Raw genomic sequence first — 17,526 nt, forward strand, 5'->3', positions numbered from 1 at the left:
GGGCGGTACGTACGGCAGTTCAGGGTCCGTTCGAGCCGCCCGAACTGCCGTACAGCCCGCCCGCCGAGCGCCGCAACCGCCGTTCCTCCTCCTCCACCCGGCCGGCCACCTCTCCGATGCCCGTGCTCTCCTCCAGGCCGCTGGCGCGGAGTTGGGCCGCGAGGCCGGTGAGGTAGTGGGCGGTGGTGAGCAGGTAGTCGTCCACGTCGACGCCGACGGATGACGCGGCGCCCGGCGGGATGCCGTTGACCTCGCCCAGGAGACGGTTGATCTGGACGGTGATCTCGTCGCGGACGTCACGCGTCAGCCCGACCGCCCGACCCACCTGGGCGAGGATCGAGTGGCAGGAGCGGGCGAGCTGCATCAGCAGCCGGTCGTCGCGGTTGAGGGAGGACGAACCCGACGCCCCCAGGCCGAAGGTGCCCGCCGAGACGCGGGTGTCCGCGAACTGGGGCTCATAGCGTCGCAGGTCGACAGCGGTCGTCGCGCCCAGCGCCGCCCGGAAGCACGGATGGACCTGGAACTCCGTCTCGTGCGGCTGGACGGGCAGTCCGTCATCCCCCGCGTAGACCACGTCGTTGCCGCGCCGCACCCCGAGGAAACCGGTCCCGTACAGCACGTCGACGACCCCGAGGAGCGTCAACGCGTTCGCATACGCGGGGAAGTCGTGGTGGAGCGTCTCGGCGGCCGCCTCGAAGCGGCGGGTGAGGGCGGCGCGCGTGACGACGTATCCGGTGTTCTGGAAGAGCGGGAAGAGGTTCCTGAGGAAGGGGTGCGCGACCAGGTACTCCGACGTCAGGTCCTTGAGTTTCCACTCCGAGAACTGCCGGCCCGCCTGCGCCACGTCCGCCTCGGTGATCCGGTCCCGCTCATGGTCCAGCCAGGCCTTCTCCTGGCACAGGTTGAGGAACTGGATGGCGTCACGGGGTCTCGGCAGACAGCGGCCGAAGAGATGGCCGGTGATCTCCTCCCCGTCCACCGTCTGCGGGAACAGCTCCTTCCACAGCCGATCCTCGGTCAGCTCCTCGCCCACGGAGGCCCGCGCCCTGGCCAACGCGAGGTCCTTCAGGGCCTGTTCGGTCCAGGAGATCCTGAGCTCGTCGCCGTGGAACTTGTCGCCCTCCCCGAAGGACAGCGAGTCGTAGATGTCGGCGCGCAGGAACAACAGGAACCGCAGCGAACGGCCGTACAGGCTCGCCGCGTGCTTGGCCGCCAGCAGCAGCCCGATCACCATGGAGTTGCTGTCGGGCTCGGCGGACCACACCTGTTCCAGCTGGTCGACCATCAGCAGCAGCGGCGGGTGTACGACGCCGTCGCAGCCCAGATCGCCGAAGGCCTTCGCCACGCTCTGCTCGACGATCTCCAACTGCCGTGCCGCGCGCGCCCCTTCGGACGGCGACTGGGCGAGGTCCACACCGGCCTTGACTCCGAACGCCTCCAGCGACAGCGAGGTCTGCAACCCGCGTGCCCCCTGCGCCAGCCGCTCCACCAGCCGGCCACCACCACCGGGCGCCTCGCCGTTCTGCTTGAGGAACCGCCCGAGCGCCTTCACCGAGTCGGCCTTGTGACCGCCCTCGTGCGCACCCCTGGCATGGTCGACGAGATGCCTGGCCGCGTGTACGGCGAACACGTACCGCCAGATCAGCGCCTTCGCCGAGTCTCCCGGCAGCCCCTGCAACTCGAAGCGCCGGATCTCCTCCCCGGCGGCCTCGTCGGGTGTGACGAGCACCTTCCCGCCCGCGTGCCCCGCATCCGACATCAACCGCATGCAGATGGCGCTCTTCCCGGACCCCTTGCGCCCGATGATCAGCATTTTGCGCCCGCTGAGCGCGCCCCGGTAAGCGGCGTTGGGCAGAAACCCCCCGCGCAGCAACAGCCCCTCGGTCACGTCCCGTTCGGCGTCCTCACGCCCGAAGTGCAAGCGTGCGAGCAGCGGCTCGTCGGCCATGCCGTCCCCCTATGTCGAGCAAACACCCACGGTAGCGGGAGCCACCGACACGGGGGCCGGGAACGTCACCGGCCGTCACACCTCCTGCGCCAAGCGCTCGAACTCGCACCACACGGCCTTCCCGAGCGCCCGCTCCCGCACTCCCCACGTGTCGCTCAGCGCGGCGACCAGCAGCAGCCCCCGCCCGCCCTCGTCCCCGTCGTGGACGACGTGCGGCACACCGGACCCGCTGTCGTGCACCTCCACGACCACCGTCCGCCCGTCGAATCGCAGCAACAGCCTCAACTGGCGTCCCGGCGGCACCCCGTGCACCACCGCGTTGGTCACCAGCTCGCTCACGCACAGCAGCACGTCGTCGGCACGTTCGGTCCCGGCGAGACCCCAGTCGGCGAGCGTCCCGGCCGCGAACACCCTCGCGGCCGGGACGGATCGACGCTCGCGGCGGAAGAACCTCTCGCGCAGGAGGGGGAGTTGGATCGTCTCGTTCACGGGACGATCGTCGCGCAGAGTGACTATCGTTGATCACTCCGTGAACCCGTACAGATTTTTTGTACGGGCTCGTACCCGGTGACGTACGTACCCCGAGGGGGATGGAGAGCTTCATGAGCGCCAGGAAGCCGCCGCGGCCGAAAAACCTCACGTCCATGAAGATGCTGGGCAAACAACTCGGCACCGCCCGCCGCACCGCGGGCCACACCCAGACCGCCCTCGCCGACCTCGTCCGCGTCGACGAGGAGACCATCGCGTCGATCGAACAGGGCCGCCGGACCCTGAAGCCGGACCTGGCCGCGCTGCTGGACGAAGTCCTGGACACGAAGGGGATGCTGGCGGCGGGCGTGGCCAACCTGCCGGACATCGACCAGTTCCCGATGTGGGCCGAGTTGTACATGGAGCATGAGCGACAGGCGATCACGCTGTCCTTCTACGCCAACCAGGTGCTGCCGGGCCTCCTTCAGACGCGAGCGTACGCGGAAGCTGTACTCCGGGAGCGGGTCCCGGCCTACGAAGAGGAGGAGATCGAGCCGAGGACAGTAGCCCGCATCGAGCGTCAGGACATCCTGCACCGCAAGAGCCCGCCTACGGTCAGCTTCGTCATCTGGGAACCGGTGCTACACCTGGCAATCGGAGGTCCGGAGGCCCGGATGGAACAACTCCGGCACCTGCGATTGTGCAGCGAACTCCCTTGTGTATCACTCCAGTTCCTGCCGATGGCCAGTCCTTCACATGCGGGCTTGAACGGCCCCTTCGTCCTATTGGAGACCCCTGACCACCAGCACCTCGCCTACATCGAGGGCCAGCGCGGCAGCCAGTGGGTTTCTGACGCAGATGAGGTGTCCATCCTCGCGCGCAAATATGCGATGCTGCGAGCACAGGCCCTGTCCCCATTGGAGTCGAAAGGCCTGCTGGACCGTCTGCTAGGAGAGCAATGAGCACCGAGGCACTTCAGTGGTTCAAGTCGACGTACAGCGGCGACGAGGGCGGCGAATGCCTCGAAGTCGCCGTCGCCTGGCGCAAGTCCAGCTACAGCGGAGACGAAGGCGGCCAGTGCGTCGAAATCGCCGCCTGCCCCCACACCATCCACATCCGCGACTCCAAGACCCCCGAAGCCACCGCCCCCACCCTCGCGGTCGCCCCCGCCACCTGGACCGCCTTCACCACCGGTCTCAAGTAGTGCCGTCGGCCATTGTCAGTGGCGGCCCCTACAGTCACTGACATGGCGACTCTTCCCAACCCGCTGCCCACCCTGGCGGCAGACCCGAGCGGGCGTTCCCTCGGGCTCGGGCTCCCGCTCGGGAGACTGATCGACGCGACCGACGACGGCCCGTGGCACGAACCGCTGCTGTGGCACGCCGAGTACGCCGCGTCCTCCGGCGCATGGACCGCGCTGGGCACACCGGCGGCCCGGGCCGGGCTGCTGCCGGTGCTGATAGAGGTCGGCGGGGCTGAGGGCGGCCCCGGGGAGTGGGACCTGAGGCCGGGCGAGATGTCGTACCCGGGGGACCATGACCCGGAGGAGATCCTGGCCGAGTACTGGGAGTACGCGATCGAGGAGCCCGACGACCTCGACGAGACGATCGCCCCCTACGACGAGGCGTGGCCCGGCCCCGTCCCGGCCCCCGCCTCCCTGAGCGTCGACCCTGACACCCGGGCCGCCGAGACCGTCGACGCGCTTCTGGACGAGGGCTCCTGGTTCAAGGAGCCGCGCCTCGCGCTGGTCCCGGCCCGCCGCAGTGCGGACATCCCGGCGGTCATCGGCTGGACGGGACCCGTGAACTACGAGGGCGACACGGCCCGCCTCTGCGCGGTCCTGCGCTCCTGGGAGGACCGCTTCGGCATACGGGTGCTCGCCCTCACCTTCGACCAGCTGGTCGTGTCCGTCGCCGCCCCGCCCACGACGCAGGAGGACGCGGAGGCCATCGCCGTGGAGCACTTCGCGTTCTGCCCCGACAACATCACCCAGGGCCACCACGAGACCTTGCGCGCATACGCCGAACACGCGGTGTTGGGCCAACGCGTCTGGTCCTTCTGGTGGGACTGATCCTGGGAGATGCAATGAGCAGCGTCAAACCGTCGTGGTCCGAGCGTGAGCTGCCGGCCTTCTTCAAGAAGTGGCGGACCGCCTGGAAGGACGAGAACCTCGCCCCGGACAACTACCTCGACTTCGAGGGCGGCCTGCGCTTCGTCCTGGCCGCGGCCTGGCTGTTCTGCCCCGAGACGGTCGAGTACCGGGGTTGCGTGTTCCTGAAGGAGCGCTTCCGCCAGCGCACTGTCGACGACTGGTTCACGAAGCTGGGTGACGACCGGAACCGCATCGAAGTCGTCGTCAATCACGTCGAGTTGTGGGACACCTTCAACAACACAGCCCTGACGGATGACGACCAACTCGGGGAGGAACTGCCTCAACTCGCCCTGGCGCTCGGGGAGTGCTGGCAGGGGGTCCTCTCCTCGCGCTACCCGGATCGCGAGATCATCGTCGAGGTGAGCGACGAGGAGGACGGCTCCTACGGTCCGACCGTGACCTTCTGGACCTCGACAGGCATCTCGACAGGCAAGGACAGGTAAGTCACCACCGTGGAAATGCTGCACCTGCGCTACTTCGTGGCCGTCGCCGAGGAACTGAACTTCACCGCGGCAGCGCGCAGACTGCACATGTCGACGCCGCCGCTGAGCCAGCGGATCAAGGATCTCGAGCACGAGACAGGGCACCGGCTCTTCGACCGCAGTACGCACCACGTCCGGCTCACCCCGGCCGGTGCGGCCCTGCTGCCGATCGCCAGGGACGTGCTGGAGCAGGTCAACTCCATCCCGTGGCGGCTGAGCGAGGCGACCCGGCCGCGGCGCAGCACCGCCTTCATCGGTATGCCCGAGGGCGTCCACCCCGACCTGCGGGACCGGGTAAACGCCCTCACCGAGCGCGTCCGGGAGCGGTTCGAGATCAAGCGCTGGCCCGGCGCCACCGCCGACCTGGTCACCGCGGTGCGCGACGGCCGCCTCGCGCTGACGCTGGCCCGGCTCCCGGTCGCCGGTCCCGCGCTGGAGCAGCTGACGGTGATGTCGGAGCGGCTCGGCGCGGTCGTACCGGCGGACCGCTTCGCCGGGCGGGAGGCGATCGCGGTGGCCGAACTGACCGATCTCCCCTACGCGGCCTCGCCCGCGGAGATCACCCCCGCGTACTTCGACCAGCTCGACCACCAGCTGGCGGAACTCGGGGTGAAGAAACGCATCAAACTCACCAACACGGGATTCGGGGCGACTGCGGAGGTGATTTCCTCCGGCCTCGCATTCTCCATTTCCATGCTGGACGAGAAAAGCCCCATGCGTGGTTACCGAATGGACAATGTGACCGTTCTCCCCTTCACGGATTTCCACCCACGCCTGGAGACCGCCCTGTTCTGGAGCCGTGAGCGCGCCGACGCAGACACCGGTGACCTGGCAGAACTCGTCGAGGCCGCCCGCGAGATCTTCAGCGAACCCCTGCGCAATTAGCGGACCACAACGGTATGACCACTGTGGTCATACCGTCGTTCGCATCATGATCATTCCGTTTCTCTCCCTTCGCGACTAGCTTCGATTTCAGGCAACGAAGCACGTGCGAAAGGACGAACGATGACGGACACCAACACCCCCACCGGCCCCCTGGACGGTGTGCGCGTAATCGACCTCTCGACCGTGGTGATGGGCCCGTACGCCGCCCAGATCCTCGGGGACCTCGGCGCCGACGTGATCAAGATCGAGTCGCCGGCGGACACCGTGCGCGTCGGCCAGTACCGGACCACGCCCGGCATGACCCCGCTCAACCTCAACGTCAACCGCAACAAGCGCAGCGTCGTGCTCAACCTCAAGGACGACGCCGAGCGCGACCGGGCGCTCGAACTGATCGACACCGCGGACGTGCTCATCACCAACATGCGCCCGAACGCGCTGGGCCGCCTGGGCCTGACCTACGACGACGTCGCCCGGCGCAACCCGGGCCTGGTCTACGCACACGCCCAGGGTTTCCGCAGCGACTCCGACCGGGCCGGTGACGCCGCCTACGACGAGACCGTGCAGGCCTCCTCCGGCCTCGTCGACGTCGCCGACCGGGCCCTGGGCCGGCCCGTCTACCTGCCGACCATCCTCGCCGACAAGGTCTCCTCGCTGACCATCGCGTACAGCGTGCTCGCCGCGCTGCTGCACCGGAACAGCACCGGGCAGGGCCAGCGCGTCGAGATTCCGATGACGGACACGATGATCGCCTTCAACCTGGTCGAGCACCTCTCCGGGCACGTCTACGAGCCGGCGCAGGGCCCCACGGGCTTCCCGCTGTCGATGACGAAGGGCCACCAGGCCGTCCGTACCAAGGACGGGCTCGCCTGCGTGATCCCCTACAACCCGCAGAACTTCCGCGACTTCTTCGCCGCCGCGGGCCGTGCCGACCTGGCCGCCGACCCGCGCGTCAACGGCGAGGCCATCGCCACCGAGGACCACGAGGCCCTGTCCGCGCTCGTCGACGAGTGCGCCTCCGCGCTGACCACCGCCGAGTGGAACGAGGTGTGCTCCAAGCACAGCATCCCGATGGCACCGGTGCTGGAGCTCGACCACGCGCACGAGGACGAGTACGTCCGCGACGGCCACCTGCTCGACACCGTCGAGCACCCGACCGAGGGCGCGATCCGCACCGTGGGCATCCCGGTGCACTTCTCCGCCACCCCCGGCTCGATCCGCCGCCTGGCACCCGTCGCGGGCCAGGACACCGCGGATGTCCTCGCCGAACTGGCCACCCGATAACGGAAGGCGGAAGCGCTCCATGAGCACCACCCAAGTACGCAGGGACGTAAGGACCGAACGCCTCGGCCCGACCCTCCTGATCACCATCGACCGCCCCCAGACACGCAATGCCGTGAACGCCGCCGTCGCCGCGGGCCTCGCCGCCGCACTGGACGAACTCGAAGCCGACCCCGAACTCCGCGTGGGCGTCCTGACCGGCGCGGAGGGCACCTTCAGCGCCGGCATGGACCTCAAGGCCGCCCTGCGCGGCGAGTCCCCCGAGATCGAGGGCCGGGGCTTCGGCGGCCTCACCGAGACCGCGCTGACGAAGCCGCTGATCGCAGCCGTGGAGGGCTGGGCGATGGGCGGCGGGTTCGAACTCGCCCTGGGCTGCGACCTGATCGTCGCCGCCGAGGACGCGAGGTTCGGCCTCCCCGAGGTCAGGCGCGGCCTGATCGCCGCGGGCGGAGGAGTGATCCGGCTGCCGAAGCGCATCCCGTACCACCTGGCGATGGAGTTCCTGCTGACCGGCGAACCGGTCGACGGCCGCCGGGCAGCCGAACTGGGCCTGGCCAACCGGGTCACCGCCAGGGGCGAGGCCACCGCCGTGGCCCTCCGACTCGCCGAACAGCTCGCGCAGAACGCCCCCCTCGCGCTGGCCGCGGTCAAGCAGATCGTGCGCGCCGCCGACGGAGTCCCCGAGGCCGACGCCTTCGCCGTACAGCGCGAGGAGACAAGGACCCTGATGGCCACGGCCGACGTCCGCGAGGGCATGACCGCCTTCGCCGAGCGCCGCGCCCCGCGCTGGACGGGGAAGTGACATGAGGACCGAAGACGTACGGCGGCACCTGACGACCCCGCTGACCAGTCCGGCGTTCGCGCCGGTGGTCCCGAGGTTCACCGACCGCGAGTACCTCAACATCGTCTATCGCACCGACCCCGACGCCCTGCGTGCCGTGGTCCCCGAACCCCTGCGCATCGACGAGCCGTTGGTCCGGTTCGAGGTCATGAGGATGGGCGACGTCACCGGGTACGGCCCCTACACCGAGTCCGGCCAGGCCGTCGAGGTCAGCCTCGACGGCGAACGCGGCGAGTACCTGCACGCCATGTACCTCGACAACTTCCCGGCGACCGCGTCGGGCCGCGAGGTCAGCGCGTACCCGAAGACGATCGGCGCCCCCAGCCTCTACGTCGACCACGGCACGCTGGTCGGCACCCTCGACCACGGCACGCTGCGGGTCGCCACCGCCACGATGGGCTACAAGCACCAGGAACTCGACCGCCGCGAGGCCGAGGCACAGATCACCGTGCCCACCTTCATGCTCAAGACCGTTCCGGGCTACGACGGTTCGCCCCGCGTGCAGGAACTCGTCCGCACCGAGATCACCGACATCGAGGTCAAGTGGGCCTACACCGGCCCCGCGAGGCTCCAGCTCTTCCAGCACGTCCTCGCCCCGCTGGCCGACCTGCCGGTCCTGGAGATCGTCTCGGCGAGCCACATCCTCACCGACCTGACCCTGGCCCCGGTCAAGCCGGTCCACGACTACCTGGAAGGAACGGCGTCATGACCCCCAAGTCCCGTACGCCCGAGTCCCGTACCCCCGACTTCCCTACCCACGACTTCCGTACCGCCGCCGTGATCGGCGCCGGCACCATCGGCCTCTCCTGGACGGCCCTGTTCGCCGCCCACGGCCTCACCGTCCGCGTGAGCGACCCCCGCCCCGACCTCGCCGAGGCGGTCGCCGCGGCCCTGGCCGACTTCGCCCCGCACCTCGCGGCCCGGGGCCTGGACGTCGAGGGTCTCGCCGACCGGGTCCACATCGCGGCCGACGTGACCGAGGCGGTCCGGGACGCGGACGTCGTCCAGGAGAACGGCCCGGAGCGCGCCGAGTTCAAGAAGGACCTGTTCGCCACCCTGACCCGTGAAGCCCCGGCCCACGCCCTCCTGTTGAGCTCCTCGTCGGCGATCCCCTCGACCGCGTTCACCGCGGACCTGGGCGAGGAGGACGCCGGCCGGATCCTGATCGGCCACCCCTTCAACCCACCGCATCTGCTCCCCCTGGTCGAGGTCGTCCCCGGCGAACGCACCACCGAGGAAGCCGTCCAGGCCGCCGCCGACTTCTACACCCTCGTCGGCCGCACCCCGGTCGTCGAACGCAAGGAGATCCCCGGCTTCGTCGGCAACCGCCTCCAGAACGCCCTCAACCGCGAGGCGATCCACCTCGTCGAGCAGGGCGTGGTGACGCCCGAGGACCTCGACCGGGTCATGACGAACTCCCTCGGCATCCGCTGGTCGACGGTCGGCCCGTTCCTCGGCTCGCACCTGGGCGGCGGCCCGGGCGGCTACCGGCACATGGCCGAGCACATCGGCATGTCGATGAAGCAGATGTGGGCAAGCCTCGGCACCCCCTCCCAGACCCCCGAAGAGAGGGAACGGCTCATCGAAGCCGTAGAGAAGGCTTACGGCTCCTCCACGTACTCGGAACTCACCGAGACGCGCGACCGCAGGCAACTCGCCGTCCTGGCCGCACTGGACGGCACCGGCAACACCGCCAAGGAGGAGAACTGACATGACCGCCACGACGACCGCTCCGCAGCCCCTCGACGACCAGCTGATCTCCGACTTCTACGACTACGAGGCCCTGCTCCCCGACGAGGAGCGCAAGATCCTCCTCAAGGCCCGCACCCTCATGCGTGACGAGGTCAAGCCGCTGGTGAACGAGAACTGGGGCAACGGCACCTTCCCCAAGGAGCTCATCGGCATCTTCCGCGACAGCGGCCTGGCCGGACTGCCCTACGAGGGCTACGGCGAGCACCGCCCCGCCGTCAGCAACCTGCTCAGCGGCATGCTCGCGATGGAGATGAGCCGCACCGACGCCTCGGTGGCCACGTTCTTCGGCGTGCACAACGGACTGGCGATGTACTCGATCCACTCCGGCGGCGACCAGGAGCAGCGCGACCGCTGGCTTCCCGCGATGGCCGCCATGGAGAAGATCGGCGCGTTCGCGATGACCGAGCCCCTCGGCGGCTCCGACGTCGCGGGCGGCATGCGCACCACCGCCCGGCGTGACGGCGACAGTTGGATCCTCGACGGCGCCAAGAAGTGGATCGGCAACGCGACCTTCGCCGACTACGTGATCGTGTGGGCCCGGGACGTCGACGACAACCACGTCAAGGGATTCGTGGTCGAGAAGGGCACGCCGGGCTTCGTGCCGACGAAGATCGAGGGCAAGGTCGCCTTCCGGATCGTCGAGAACGCCGAGATCACCCTGACCGGCGTCCGGGTCCCGGAGGCGAACCGCCTGCAGAACATCAACTCGTTCCGCGATGTCGCCGAGATCCTGCGCGCCACCCGCGGCGGAGTCGCCTGGCAGGCACTGGGCGTGATGACCGGCGCCTACGAACTCGCCCTGGACTACGCCAAGGAGCGCAAGCAGTTCGGCCGCCCGATCGCCCGGTTCCAGCTGGTGCAGGACCTGCTGGTGAAGAGCCTCGGCAACATCACCGCCTCCTGGGGCATGCTCGTCCAGCTCGCCCGTCTCCAGGACGCCGGGATCTTCCGCGACGAACACTCCTCGCTGGCCAAGGCGTTCGTCACCTCGCGGATGCGGGAGGTCGTCGCCTGGAGCCGGGAGATCTTCGGCGGCAACGGCATCGTCCTGGACTACGACATCGCCCGCTTCTTCACCGACGCCGAGGCGATCTACTCCTTCGAGGGCACCCGCGAGATGAACACCCTGATCGTCGGCAAGTCGATCACCGGCCAGAGCGCCTTCGTCTGAGCCCCCTCACCAACCCCCGCACGGGCCGTGCCTCTCAGAGAGGCACGGCCGGTCGCTCAGTCCCGCAGCCCCTCCCCCAGCCTCCGCAGCCCCTCGCCGATCTCCTCGGGCGTCTGCGTCACGAAGCACAGCCGCAGGGTCGAGCGGTCGGGCTCACCGGCGTAGAAGGGCGCGCCCGGCACGTAGGCGACATCCCGGCGCACGACCTGCGCGAGCAGCGCGGTCGTGTCGTACGACGACGGGAGCCGGGCCCAGAGGAACATGCCGCCCTCGGGCCGGGTCCAGGCCGACCCCTCGGGCAGGGCATCGGCCAGTCCCGCGAGCATGGCGTCCCGCCGCTCGCCGTAGACGCCCGCGACGCGGCGCACATGCGCGTCGAGGTCCCGGTCGGCCAGGTACCGTGCCGCGGCGAGCTGGTTGACGGTCGGGGTGTGCAGATCGGCGGCCTGCTTGGCGACCGCGCAGGCCCGCAGCAGTTCACCGGGCGCCCGCAGCCAGCCGAGCCGCAGTCCGGGGGCCATGACCTTGGAGAAGGACCCGAGCAGGACGACCCGGTCGCGGACCTCCTCGTGGGCGGCGATCCACGGCAGCCGCTCGCCTTCGAAGCGGAGTTCGCCGTACGGGTCGTCCTCGATGATCCACAGTCCGCGCCGCGCGGCCACGGAGGCGACGGCGGCCCGGCGCTCGGCGGACATGGTCCGTCCGGTCGGGTTCTGGAAGGTCGGCACGGTGTACAGCAGCTTGGGCCGCTCCCGCACGACGAGCTCCTCCAGCGCCACGGGGTCGGGCCCCTCCTCGTCCCCCGGCACGGCCACCACCCGCGCCCCCGCGAACCCGAAGGCCTGGAGCGCGGCCAGATAGCAGGGGCTCTCGACGAGGACCGTGTCCCCGGGTTCGATCAGCGCGGTGGCGAGCAGCGACAGGGCCTGCTGCGACCCGGTGGTGACGAGGACGTCGTCGGCGTCGGTGGCAAGCCCGCGCACCGACATCCGCTCCGCCAGGGCGACCCGCAGCACGGGCTCGCCCTCGGTCGTCGAGTACTGGAGCGCCCGCTCCGGCGTCTCCTCCAGCACCGCCCGGAACGCGTCGGCGATGCCCTGCGCGTCGAACAGTTCGGGCGCGGGCAGCCCGCCCGCGAAGTTGATGACCTCGGGGCGGGCGGTGACGGCGAGGATGTCCCGTACGGGCGACCCACCGACCGCCCGGGCCCGGGCGGCGAGCGGCGGCACGGAGGCGAACGTGGGCACCGTCATGGGTACGGCTCCTTCGACTGCGACGACGACTGGTTGCCGCGCAGCCTAAGGAACCGAGTGCCGCCTACAAGTACCTTTCCGCGATACGGACGGCTACGGACGCCGGGCGCCTCGGTGAAGAACCGCTCCTCAGCTCTTCGTGCCGGTGGCCGCGTAGACGTTGATGTCGTCGTCCGTGACGTCGTTGATGTCGCGGTAGCGGATCTTCTCGATGTCGTCGAGGGACTCGAAGTCCTCCGCGTCGATGGCGGGCGGCGCGGGCGCCGGACCGGGGTGCCACAGATGGGCGGGAACGACCCCGGGCTCGTCCAGGGTGATGCCGGGCGCCTCGGCGAAGAACCGCTCCACCTCCGCCTTGGACCGGAACACGAAGGTGAACCCGCGCTCGGTGTACGTCCGTTGGACCGCGCGGGTGGGCTCGGGGTGCATCTCGTCGGTGAGGTGACTGAGCACGAGCCGGCTCCCCGACGGCAGCGCCTCCACCAGCTCCCGCACGATCGGGAAGGCCTCCTCGTCCTCGACGAAGTGCAGGATCGCGACCAGGCACAGCGCGATGGGCTGGTCGAAGTCCAGGGTCTTGGCGGCCTGTTCGATGATCTGCGCGGGGCTCTTGAAGTCGGCGTCGATGTAGTCCGTACGCCCCTCGGGCCCGCTGGTGAGCAGCGCACGCGCGTGTGCCAGCACCACGGGGTCGTTGTCGACGTACACGACCCGCGAGTCGGGCCGGATGCGCTGGGCGATCTGGTGGACGTTCTCGGCGGTGGGCAACCCGGTGCCGATGTCGAGGAACTGCCGGATGCCGTCCCGCTCGGCCAGTCTGTCGACGGCCCGGCGCATGAAGTCGCGGTTGTGGCGTACGTCGAGGTAGCCGCGCGGGTTGGCGGCGAGCGCGGCGGCAGCCGCCTCACGGTCGGCGGGGTAGTTGTCCTTGCCGCCGAGGAAGACGTCGTAGACGCGCGCCGGATGCGCCCTGGTGGTGTCGATCCTCTTGGCCAGTTCGGCCGGGTCCTGGCTCAGCGCGTCACCGGGCATGGGCGTCTCCCCTATGAGTCGGTCCTTCAACGGACAACCACCACGTTGGTCAAGAACCTAACTCCCGGCGGCAGTTGATGGTGCCCGGTGCCCGACATGCACCGTCCCGCGTCCCGCGAGGGGGACGCGGGACGGGACGTTCCCGCAGGCCACGTCGGTCCACACCCGGAAGCCGTCCCGAATCCGCCGCCGGGGCTGGCTCGCACGGCCACGTCTCCCGCAGCCTGTTCCCATGCCCACCCGCCGCCGCAGGACAACCGCCCTCGCCCTCACCCTCGCCGCCCTTCTCGCGCTCCCCGCGCTGACGGCTTGCGACGACGGCCAGGGCGTACGCGACGAGGGCCCGGCCACGAACAAGGCGGCCTCCCTCACCCCCGGGGAAAACCAGAAGGCCGCCCGGCACTGAGCCGGACGGCCTCGCAGCAGATCTACGACGTCACACGTGCACGGGCGCGAACTTCGGGTTGGGACCGTACTTGTTGTCACCGGGCTCGCTGTCCAGCACCGAGAAGACGAACAGGGTGATGGGACCGGCGATCGGGACGATCTGGAACAGGATCCACCAGGCGCTGCGGCCCGTGTCGTGCAGACGGCGCGCGGTGACGGCCAGGCCGGGCAGCAGGAAGGCGAGGATGGGGAGGGCCACGATCAACGGCTGCTTCGCGACGACGCCAATGATGGCGAACACGACGTAGATGATCCCGGCGAACAGCGCGAACATCCAGTATTCCTTGCGGCGCGCACGCCCGCTGAAGACCACGTACTTCTTGAGTGCCTCGATGAAAAAGTTCATGGTGGTGGTGTCCCCCCAGAGATCGCCGTTCGGAACCATTCCGAATGGATCAGGCCAGGCGCAGAAGATATGGAGGATGTCGGGAACTCGTCAATTCGACGGATGTAAGCGATCCATCAAACCGACGGCCCGCCACACCTCGACAAATCCACCACATCCGAATGCGAAATACGGACAGAACACCAGAAGATCACCGAGCGAAGTAGGCGCTGTTATCCGGACGTTGGCCGGTTCGAGCCCCGCCCGTATCCGGACCGAGCTCGAACCGTTGCCGCAACACGCCGTCCGGCGGCTTCGTCAGGCGAGCTTCTGAGCCACTTCGGTCGCCCAGTAGGTGAGGATGTTCCGCGCCCCGGCCCGCTTGATCCCGGTCAGCGCCTCCAGGATCGCCCGGTCGCGGTCGATCCAGCCCTTCTCGGCGGCGGCCTCGATCATCGAGTACTCACCGGAGATCTGATAGGCGACGACCGGCACGTCGACGGCGTCGGCGACCCGGGCGAGGATGTCGAGGTAGGGCCCGGCCGGCTTGACCATCACCATGTCGGCGCCCTCCTCCAGATCGAGGGCGAGCTCCCGCAGCGACTCCCGTGCGTTCGCGGGATCCTGCTGATAGGTCTTGCGGTCGCCCTTCAGCGACGACCCGACGGCCTCCCGGAACGGCCCGTAGAAGGCGGACGCGTACTTGGCCGTGTAGGCGAGGATGGCGACATCCTCCCGCCCGATCTGATCAAGGGCGTCCCGCACGACCCCGATCTGCCCGTCCATCATCCCGCTGGGCCCCACGACATGGGCGCCCGCGTCGGCCTGGACCTGGGCCATCTCGGCGTACCGCTCGAGAGTGGCGTCGTTGTCGACGCGCCCCTGGTCGTCCAGCACCCCGCAGTGCCCGTGGTCGATGGTCTCGTCGAGGCACAGGTCGGACATCACGAGCAGCTCGTCCCCGACCTCGGCCCGCACGTCCCGGATGGCGACCTGCAGAATCCCGTCGGGATCGGTCCCCGGCGTCCCGAGGGCGTCCTTCTTCGACTCCTCCGGCACCCCGAACAGCATGATCCCGGAGACTCCGGCCGCCACGGCCTCGGCAGCGGCCTTCTTCAGGCTGTCCCGGGTGTGCTGCACGACCCCGGGCATCGCCGAGATCGGCACGGGCTCACTCACGCCCTCCCGCACGAAGGCCGGGAGGATGAAGTCAGCGGGGTGCAGCCGGGTCTCGGCCACCATGCGCCGCATGACGGGGCTGGTCCGCAGCCGCCGGGGCCGCGTGCCGGGGAAGGATCCGTACGTCGTCATGCCGTCTACGCTACGCCCGCCCCGGGGACACCTTTGCCGACGTTCTGTCGCAACGGGTCCCGGGGCGGTCGGTGGTCGTGCCTACGACTGGTGGTACGTGAAGGTGCGGCCGTTCTTGGACTTGGAGACGTACACCTGGTGCCAGTCCCAGCCGGCCGGGGGGCGGACGTAGTGGAGCTCGACCGAGCTGTTCGTCTGCCACCAGTAGTTCGAGGCCGTCGTGCAGCGGTTGGCCGGGACGTCCCAGAACCGGGAGTTGACCCAGTCGCCCTGATCGTTGTAGCCGACGAGGAAGAACTTCAGGGCGGCGTTGTTGTCGTTGCAGATCTGGATCTGCACGTTGGCGGTGGCGGCGCTGGCCGTCGCGGGCGCCGCGAGGACACCGGTGGCCGAGGCCACGGCGAGCGCGGCGATGGTGAGCTTTCTGCGGAGGTGACCCATGTCGCTGGTGCCTTTCGGAGGACGAGGTGGGGTGTTCAGCCGAGCAGACCGTTGGACCGCAGCCAGGTACGCGCCGTGCCGGACGGGGACGCCCCGCCGTCGACGGAGGCGGCCAGTGCGGCCAACTGCGCTGTGGTGAGCCGGGAGTTGAGGCGGGCCAGGGCCTTGCGTGTGGGCAGGTCCGCGTAGGGGGCGCCGATGAGCGGGAAGACGTGCTCGGGCGGCAGGGCGTTCTTCGGATCCGTCAGCACGACCAGGCCGTCCCGGGTGAGGGCGGGGTCGGTGCCGCGCAGGACCAGGACGTCGGCGGTGGCCGAGGTACCGGTCTCGGTGAGCTGGGTGTCGTAGACCTTCCGCAGCGAGGCGGCCAACGGGGCGTCCGGATCGCCGGAGGCGGGGCCGCCGAGGGTGAGGCGGCCGGCCTTCGCGAGGTCGGCGAGGGTGCGCAGGCCGTGCTTGCGGGCGGTGGCCCGGGTGACCGCGAGGACGACACCGTTCTGTGCCCGCGCGGGCGGCAGGGCGTCGATGCCCGGGGGCAGGGCCATGCTGAGGGTGGCGGCCATGTTGCCGGGCAGGGTCTGGGCCGCGGGCAGGGCGCGCAGCGTCGCGGTCTCGTAGGCGGGCGCGAGGCCGATCCGGCCCTCCGCCACGGCCCGCGTGGTGTCGGCGGGCGAGGAGTAACGGGTGCTCGCCGTACGCACCTTCACGCCCGTGTCGGCGAGCAGTTCGCCGTACAGGGCCGCGACGACCCGGCTCTCGGCCGAACCGTCGGTGCCGATCACCGTCGGCCCCACCTCGTCCGCGTAGGCGGTCGCGCTGTTTCCCTTCGCCGCGCCGCCGCAGCCCGTGAGGAACAGCAGCGAGCACAGGGCGGCCGCTACGGCGGCGCGCGGACGAAGACGACTGTCTGGCATCACGGAACACCACTTCTTGTGGGGGCGGGAGACCCGGCACGGTCCGTTGCCTGCGCCGGGCCGCCCGCTGTCCTAAGGGGCGGTTCAGCAGTGGTGCGCGGCGCGCTCGCCGGACGTCATCACCGCGTCATGCCCTTCGGCGTAGGCGTTCCCGGGGTGGTCGGCGTCCCAGCCCGCCGCCTGGTAGTTGTTGATGTACCAGATGTAGTGGCCGTAGTAGCGCTTGCCGAAGTGGAACTCGTACCAGCCCTTGGCCTTCTGCTTGGCCTCGCCCCGCACGACCCAGCCCTTGTATCCGGGGCGGACGTTGATGCCCTTGCTGTCGGTGTTGGTGTGGGAGGTCGTCCAGGAGTGGGAGTACGAGACCTCGACGGAGGCCTTGTAGACCTTCCAGAACTCCATTTGCGCCTCGATCGCGACGCCGACCGAGTTCGTGGTGGCGGTCGTGTCCGACCAGGAGACGGTGCTCGGGGCGTTCTCGTGGGTGCAGTTGTAGTAGGTGGCGCCGACCTGGTGGCCCGGGCCGGTGTACGCGGTGTAGCTCTGCGGGTGGAACTTGCACAGGTCGGCCGAGCCGCAGCGCTGGAGGAGCTCCGCGACGGAGGGGCTGTCGGCGGCGTAGGACTGCGGGGCCGCCATGAGGGAGGCGCCCAGCGCGAGGGCGGCGACGGCACCGGCGCTGCGGGCGAGGCGGCGGTTGGGGGTGGTGCGGAGCGCGAATCGCATCGAATACTCCAGGGGAAAGTCGGCTTCCCGTGACGAGGGAAAGCTCGGCCGGCGAAAATCCGGTAACTGCTCTGCGTTTTGGATTTGCCGGCCCTCTGGG

Annotated in this window: 20 protein-coding genes; 11 read left to right on the forward strand and 9 right to left on the reverse strand. The window is 69.6% G+C overall.

Annotated elements, in window-relative coordinates; translation table 11 throughout:
* Nucleotides 1–19 precede the first annotated feature (19 nt).
* Both ACFYRX_RS05280 and ACFYRX_RS05285 read right to left on the reverse strand, forming a co-directional pair.
* A complete protein-coding gene (locus ACFYRX_RS05280; RefSeq protein WP_389096777.1) occupies nucleotides 20–1,948 on the reverse strand; it encodes a P-loop ATPase, Sll1717 family in 1,929 nt (642 codons plus the stop codon).
* Nucleotides 1,949–2,023: 75 nt separating this feature from the next.
* Nucleotides 2,024–2,437: an ATP-binding protein gene (locus ACFYRX_RS05285; RefSeq protein WP_389096779.1), complete on the reverse strand. Its 414-nt coding sequence runs from the start codon at nucleotides 2,435–2,437 to the stop codon at nucleotides 2,024–2,026.
* Nucleotides 2,438–2,550: 113 nt separating this feature from the next.
* Here ACFYRX_RS05285 and ACFYRX_RS05290 point away from each other — a divergent pair, with 113 nt between their 5' ends.
* The 10 genes from ACFYRX_RS05290 (at nucleotide 2,551) to ACFYRX_RS05335 (ending at nucleotide 10,977) form a co-directional block, all read left to right on the forward strand.
* Complete coding sequence (locus ACFYRX_RS05290; protein WP_389096781.1) at nucleotides 2,551–3,378, forward strand: Scr1 family TA system antitoxin-like transcriptional regulator; 828 nt, start codon at nucleotides 2,551–2,553, stop codon at nucleotides 3,376–3,378.
* Nucleotides 3,375–3,620: a DUF397 domain-containing protein gene (locus ACFYRX_RS05295; RefSeq protein ID WP_389096783.1), complete on the forward strand. Its 246-nt coding sequence runs from the start codon at nucleotides 3,375–3,377 to the stop codon at nucleotides 3,618–3,620. Before ACFYRX_RS05290 ends, ACFYRX_RS05295 begins: the two co-directional genes overlap by 4 nt.
* Before the next feature lie 42 nt (nucleotides 3,621–3,662).
* Entirely contained in the window at nucleotides 3,663–4,487 is an 825-nt protein-coding gene (locus ACFYRX_RS05300) for a DUF4253 domain-containing protein (RefSeq protein ID WP_389096785.1), read from the forward strand.
* A 14-nt stretch (nucleotides 4,488–4,501) separates the two neighbouring features.
* On the forward strand, nucleotides 4,502–5,011 hold the full coding sequence (locus ACFYRX_RS05305) for a hypothetical protein (RefSeq protein ID WP_389096787.1): 510 nt from the start codon (nucleotides 4,502–4,504) through the stop codon (nucleotides 5,009–5,011).
* Between the two features lie 15 nt (nucleotides 5,012–5,026).
* Nucleotides 5,027–5,935 carry a LysR family transcriptional regulator gene (locus ACFYRX_RS05310; RefSeq protein ID WP_389096952.1) on the forward strand — a complete coding sequence of 303 codons (909 nt, stop codon included), beginning with the start codon at nucleotides 5,027–5,029 and terminating at the stop codon, nucleotides 5,933–5,935.
* A 120-nt stretch (nucleotides 5,936–6,055) separates the two neighbouring features.
* The gene (locus tag ACFYRX_RS05315) at nucleotides 6,056–7,216 is read left to right on the forward strand and encodes a CaiB/BaiF CoA transferase family protein (protein ID WP_389096789.1); all 1,161 of its coding nucleotides are present in this window, start codon (nucleotides 6,056–6,058) and stop codon (nucleotides 7,214–7,216) included.
* Between the two features lie 19 nt (nucleotides 7,217–7,235).
* The gene (locus ACFYRX_RS05320) at nucleotides 7,236–8,015 is read left to right on the forward strand and encodes a crotonase/enoyl-CoA hydratase family protein (protein ID WP_389096791.1); all 780 of its coding nucleotides are present in this window, start codon (nucleotides 7,236–7,238) and stop codon (nucleotides 8,013–8,015) included.
* A gap of 1 nt (nucleotide 8,016) precedes the next feature.
* Complete coding sequence (locus tag ACFYRX_RS05325) at nucleotides 8,017–8,763, forward strand: acetoacetate decarboxylase (protein WP_389096793.1); 747 nt, start codon at nucleotides 8,017–8,019, stop codon at nucleotides 8,761–8,763.
* Nucleotides 8,760–9,764, forward strand: coding sequence for a 3-hydroxyacyl-CoA dehydrogenase NAD-binding domain-containing protein (locus tag ACFYRX_RS05330; RefSeq protein WP_389096795.1), 1,005 nt, complete (start codon nucleotides 8,760–8,762; stop codon nucleotides 9,762–9,764). Before ACFYRX_RS05325 ends, ACFYRX_RS05330 begins: the two co-directional genes overlap by 4 nt.
* Before the next feature lies 1 nt (nucleotide 9,765).
* Entirely contained in the window at nucleotides 9,766–10,977 is a 1,212-nt protein-coding gene (locus ACFYRX_RS05335) for an acyl-CoA dehydrogenase family protein (RefSeq protein WP_389096798.1), read from the forward strand.
* Nucleotides 10,978–11,033: 56 nt separating this feature from the next.
* Here ACFYRX_RS05335 and ACFYRX_RS05340 read toward each other — a convergent pair whose 3' ends face one another.
* Nucleotides 11,034–12,230, reverse strand: a complete 1,197-nt coding sequence (locus ACFYRX_RS05340; RefSeq protein WP_389096800.1) for a PLP-dependent aminotransferase family protein — start codon at nucleotides 12,228–12,230, stop codon at nucleotides 11,034–11,036.
* Nucleotides 12,231–12,359: 129 nt separating this feature from the next.
* Nucleotides 12,360–13,262 (reverse strand): SAM-dependent methyltransferase, encoded by a 903-nt coding sequence (locus ACFYRX_RS05345; RefSeq protein WP_389096802.1) that lies wholly within the window; start codon nucleotides 13,260–13,262, stop codon nucleotides 12,360–12,362.
* A 232-nt stretch (nucleotides 13,263–13,494) separates the two neighbouring features.
* On the opposite strand from ACFYRX_RS05345, the gene ACFYRX_RS05350 reads away from it, so the two are divergent.
* The gene (locus ACFYRX_RS05350; RefSeq protein ID WP_389096804.1) at nucleotides 13,495–13,668 is read left to right on the forward strand and encodes a hypothetical protein; all 174 of its coding nucleotides are present in this window, start codon (nucleotides 13,495–13,497) and stop codon (nucleotides 13,666–13,668) included.
* A gap of 30 nt (nucleotides 13,669–13,698) precedes the next feature.
* On the opposite strand, the gene ACFYRX_RS05355 is transcribed toward ACFYRX_RS05350, so the two are convergent.
* From ACFYRX_RS05355 to ACFYRX_RS05375, 5 genes are all read right to left on the reverse strand, one after another.
* The gene (locus ACFYRX_RS05355; protein WP_389096806.1) at nucleotides 13,699–14,055 is read right to left on the reverse strand and encodes a DUF805 domain-containing protein; all 357 of its coding nucleotides are present in this window, start codon (nucleotides 14,053–14,055) and stop codon (nucleotides 13,699–13,701) included.
* A 297-nt stretch (nucleotides 14,056–14,352) separates the two neighbouring features.
* On the reverse strand, nucleotides 14,353–15,345 hold the full coding sequence (gene hemB / locus ACFYRX_RS05360) for a porphobilinogen synthase (RefSeq protein WP_389096808.1): 993 nt from the start codon (nucleotides 15,343–15,345) through the stop codon (nucleotides 14,353–14,355).
* Between the two features lie 81 nt (nucleotides 15,346–15,426).
* A complete protein-coding gene (locus ACFYRX_RS05365) occupies nucleotides 15,427–15,786 on the reverse strand; it encodes a hypothetical protein (protein ID WP_389096810.1) in 360 nt (119 codons plus the stop codon).
* 35 nt (nucleotides 15,787–15,821) lie between these two features.
* Nucleotides 15,822–16,700, reverse strand: a complete 879-nt coding sequence (locus ACFYRX_RS05370; protein WP_389096812.1) for a glycine betaine ABC transporter substrate-binding protein — start codon at nucleotides 16,698–16,700, stop codon at nucleotides 15,822–15,824.
* A gap of 84 nt (nucleotides 16,701–16,784) precedes the next feature.
* A complete protein-coding gene (locus ACFYRX_RS05375; protein WP_389096814.1) occupies nucleotides 16,785–17,426 on the reverse strand; it encodes a hypothetical protein in 642 nt (213 codons plus the stop codon).
* Nucleotides 17,427–17,526: the final 100 nt, after the last annotated feature.

The sequence above is a fragment of the Streptomyces sp. NPDC005374 genome (genome assembly GCF_042872225.1).
In the GTDB taxonomy this organism is placed as follows: Bacteria; Actinomycetota; Actinomycetes; order Streptomycetales; family Streptomycetaceae; genus Streptomyces.

Coding starts and splice junctions, on each gene's coding strand:
- ACFYRX_RS05280 (WP_389096777.1), bottom strand. CDS start 1,948: ATGGCCGACGAGCCGCTGCTCGCACGCTTGCACTTCGGGCGTGAGGAC.
- ACFYRX_RS05350 (WP_389096804.1), top strand. CDS start 13,495: ATGCCCACCCGCCGCCGCAGGACAACCGCCCTCGCCCTCACCCTCGCC.
- hemB (WP_389096808.1), bottom strand. CDS start 15,345: ATGACGACGTACGGATCCTTCCCCGGCACGCGGCCCCGGCGGCTGCGG.
- ACFYRX_RS05305 (WP_389096787.1), top strand. CDS start 4,502: ATGAGCAGCGTCAAACCGTCGTGGTCCGAGCGTGAGCTGCCGGCCTTC.
- ACFYRX_RS05345 (WP_389096802.1), bottom strand. CDS start 13,262: ATGCCCGGTGACGCGCTGAGCCAGGACCCGGCCGAACTGGCCAAGAGG.
- ACFYRX_RS05370 (WP_389096812.1), bottom strand. CDS start 16,700: ATGCCAGACAGTCGTCTTCGTCCGCGCGCCGCCGTAGCGGCCGCCCTG.
- ACFYRX_RS05365 (WP_389096810.1), bottom strand. CDS start 15,786: ATGGGTCACCTCCGCAGAAAGCTCACCATCGCCGCGCTCGCCGTGGCC.
- ACFYRX_RS05325 (WP_389096793.1), top strand. CDS start 8,017: ATGAGGACCGAAGACGTACGGCGGCACCTGACGACCCCGCTGACCAGT.
- ACFYRX_RS05335 (WP_389096798.1), top strand. CDS start 9,766: ATGACCGCCACGACGACCGCTCCGCAGCCCCTCGACGACCAGCTGATC.
- ACFYRX_RS05330 (WP_389096795.1), top strand. CDS start 8,760: ATGACCCCCAAGTCCCGTACGCCCGAGTCCCGTACCCCCGACTTCCCT.
- ACFYRX_RS05310 (WP_389096952.1), top strand. CDS start 5,027: ATGCTGCACCTGCGCTACTTCGTGGCCGTCGCCGAGGAACTGAACTTC.
- ACFYRX_RS05355 (WP_389096806.1), bottom strand. CDS start 14,055: ATGAACTTTTTCATCGAGGCACTCAAGAAGTACGTGGTCTTCAGCGGG.
- ACFYRX_RS05320 (WP_389096791.1), top strand. CDS start 7,236: ATGAGCACCACCCAAGTACGCAGGGACGTAAGGACCGAACGCCTCGGC.
- ACFYRX_RS05315 (WP_389096789.1), top strand. CDS start 6,056: ATGACGGACACCAACACCCCCACCGGCCCCCTGGACGGTGTGCGCGTA.
- ACFYRX_RS05340 (WP_389096800.1), bottom strand. CDS start 12,230: ATGACGGTGCCCACGTTCGCCTCCGTGCCGCCGCTCGCCGCCCGGGCC.
- ACFYRX_RS05290 (WP_389096781.1), top strand. CDS start 2,551: ATGAGCGCCAGGAAGCCGCCGCGGCCGAAAAACCTCACGTCCATGAAG.
- ACFYRX_RS05375 (WP_389096814.1), bottom strand. CDS start 17,426: ATGCGATTCGCGCTCCGCACCACCCCCAACCGCCGCCTCGCCCGCAGC.
- ACFYRX_RS05300 (WP_389096785.1), top strand. CDS start 3,663: ATGGCGACTCTTCCCAACCCGCTGCCCACCCTGGCGGCAGACCCGAGC.
- ACFYRX_RS05295 (WP_389096783.1), top strand. CDS start 3,375: ATGAGCACCGAGGCACTTCAGTGGTTCAAGTCGACGTACAGCGGCGAC.